This is a genomic window from Streptomyces sp. NPDC005899 (genome assembly GCF_040629645.1).
Lineage (GTDB): Bacteria > Actinomycetota > Actinomycetes > Streptomycetales > Streptomycetaceae > Streptomyces.
In genome coordinates, this window is sequence record NZ_JBEXWB010000578.1 from 1 (window position 1) to 2,505 (window position 2,505).

Here is a 2,505-nt window from a genome sequence, read left to right on the forward strand (position 1 = left end):
GGAGGATTCCTCCTCCCGTAAGTCCTCCACCACCACCGTCCCGGTTGATGCTCAGGAAACAGACGTAACAGCGGTCACGGCGGCTGTCGAGTTCCTCGCGGAGCTCCCGGGACGGTGGGCGTGCGGACGCAAAACAGCTGCCGAGCTCGGACCGCTGCTGGCCGAGGCCGCCCGGGCGCAGGGCTGGGAACTGGGCGCGGATCTGGTTCAGCAGCTGACCCGCCGCTCGCAGGCCCGGCGTGGTGCCCAGTCGGTGCTGCGGGAGCGGATCGAGGACCTGCCCCGCTACCGGGCCGCCCGCCGCGCCCTGGAGCAGGAACGCGAGCGGTCGGCAACGGCCCGGGTGCCCGGGCAGCAGCTCGCCCTTAAGGATCAGCCCGACGCCCAGAGGACCGCGCCGCTGCCCGAGGGCGTGAGCCCGGAGCAGGTCGAGGAGGCCCGAGCGTTCCTGCTGACGCTGACCGGACCGTGGGCGCTGGCCCCGGAAACCGCGGCCCGCCTGGCCCCGTCGCTTGCCGCGAAGTCCCTGGAGCGTGGCTGGGAGTTCGACGAGAAGCTGCGTCAGCAGCTGATGTCGAACCCGGGCGGCGTCGTGAACTACCAGCTGGTCCTGGAACGGCAGCGCATCGCGTGCCTGCCGCCGCGCCGCAACACTCCGGGCAGGACGGGACTTTCGTCGGCCGCCGCACGGCAGAAGCTGATCGACGCCTGCAGTGCTTGCGACGCGTACGGGCAGACCGAGCGCAACGGCATGCTCGTCACCTGTAAGCACGACCGCGCCCCAGCCGCTACGCCCGAACGGCCGGCTTTGCCGCAGGACCCGGAGACTCCGGCGCCTGACACGGCCCCCGAAACGGCTCCGGCGCCCGAGCACCAGCCGACAGTCGAGCGGCCCAGCCTGGTCGAGCTGCTCCGCTCGATGCAGCAGCCCACGTTTTGACCCCTGACACGCGCGAGCGGCGCCCGGTTCCTTGGCCGGCCCGGACGCCGCACGATCCCTCTGGAGAGATCCCGATGACTCTAATCCCCGACCAAGCCCACCACGACGACCAGGGCGCTGGGCTCGTGCGGATGCCGCCGCAGGCCGTCGACGCGGAGAAGTCCGTGCTCGGCAGCATGATGATGTCGAAGGACGCCGCCGTCGACTGCGCCGATATCCTCAAGCCCGAGGACTACTACCGGCCCGCCCACCAGATCATCCACACCACAATCCTGGACCTTCTGGCCAAGGGCGAGCCCACCGACCCGATCCGCCTTGCCGCCGAGCTCCACAAGCGCGGCGAGCTGGACCGTGTCGGTGGCGCCGTCTACCTCCACACCCTCATCCAGGCCGTGGAGACCCCTGCCAACGGCTCCTATCACGCCGAAATCGTCCGCGAACGCGCCATCCTGCGCCGCCTGGTCGACGCCGGCATCCGCATCACCCAATCCGGCTACGCCGGTGAAGGCGAGACCGACGACCTCGTTGCCGCGGCCGCCGCCGAGGTCGCCGCCGTCGTCGAAGGCACCGGCAAGGAGGATGATTTCCACCTCCCCGCCCAGACGATGGAGGGCACTCTCGACCTGGTCGAGGCCGGCAGCAAGAAGGGCCTTACCGGCCTGCCCACCGGCTTCGCCGACCTCGACACCCTCACCAGTGGCCTCCAGCCCGGCCAGCTGATCGTGATCGCGGGCCGCCCCGGCATGGGCAAAACCACCCTGGCCATGGACATGGCCCGCGCCTGCGCCATCAAGCACCACATCCCGGCCGCGTTCATCAGCCTGGAGATGGGCATCGACGAGCTCAACATGCGCCTGCTGTCGGCCGAAGCCCGCGTCGCGCTGCACCACCTGCGCTCCGGCACCACCACCGACGAGGACTGGACCCGCCTCGCCCACTACCTGCCCCGCATCACCGAAGCCCCGCTCTACATCAACGAGTCCGCCACCACAATGGGCGCCATCCAGGCCAAGATCCGGCGCCTGAAGTCCCGCGTCCCTGACCTCGGCCTGGTCGTCATCGACTACCTCCAGCTCGTCACCGTCGGCGGCCGCCAGGAATCACGCGAGCGCGAGGTCTCCACCATCAGCCGCACCTTGAAGCTCCTCGCCAAGGAACTCCAGGTCCCGGTCATCGCCCTGTCCCAGCTCAACCGCGGCCCCGAGGGCCGTACGGACAAACGGCCCGCCGTCTCCGAACTGCGCGAGTCCGGCTCCATCGAGCAGGACGCCGACATCGTCGTCCTGCTCTACCGCGAGGACGCCTACGAGAAGGAGTCCGCCCAGGCGGGCGAGGTCGAACTGATCATCGGCAAGCACCGCAACGGGGCCACACCGACCATCACCGTCGCCAACCAACTCCACTACTCCAGGTTCGTCGACATGGCACAGACCTGACCCCCCGCTTGTAGGTTCTCGAAGCCCGTGTCATTTTCTCAGCCACCGTGTCATCCGGATGGCATTTATGACATCCCTGTGAGACAGCGCAGGTCAGAGACTCGGGGGGGGGGGGGGGGGGGGACCACC

General features: G+C 69.4%; 2 protein-coding genes. Both read left to right on the forward strand.

Annotated features, from left to right (window positions below; all coding sequences use genetic code 11):
- Window positions 1–940 (forward strand): hypothetical protein (locus ABZ371_RS31615; RefSeq protein ID WP_358686165.1); only part of this gene is annotated, 940 nt, incomplete at its 5' end.
- Between the two features lie 74 nt (window positions 941–1,014).
- A complete protein-coding gene (gene dnaB, locus ABZ371_RS31620; protein ID WP_358686167.1) occupies window positions 1,015–2,376 on the forward strand; it encodes a replicative DNA helicase in 1,362 nt (453 codons plus the stop codon).
- Window positions 2,377–2,505: the final 129 nt, after the last annotated feature.

Coding starts and splice junctions, on each gene's coding strand:
- dnaB (WP_358686167.1), top strand. CDS start 1,015: ATGACTCTAATCCCCGACCAAGCCCACCACGACGACCAGGGCGCTGGG.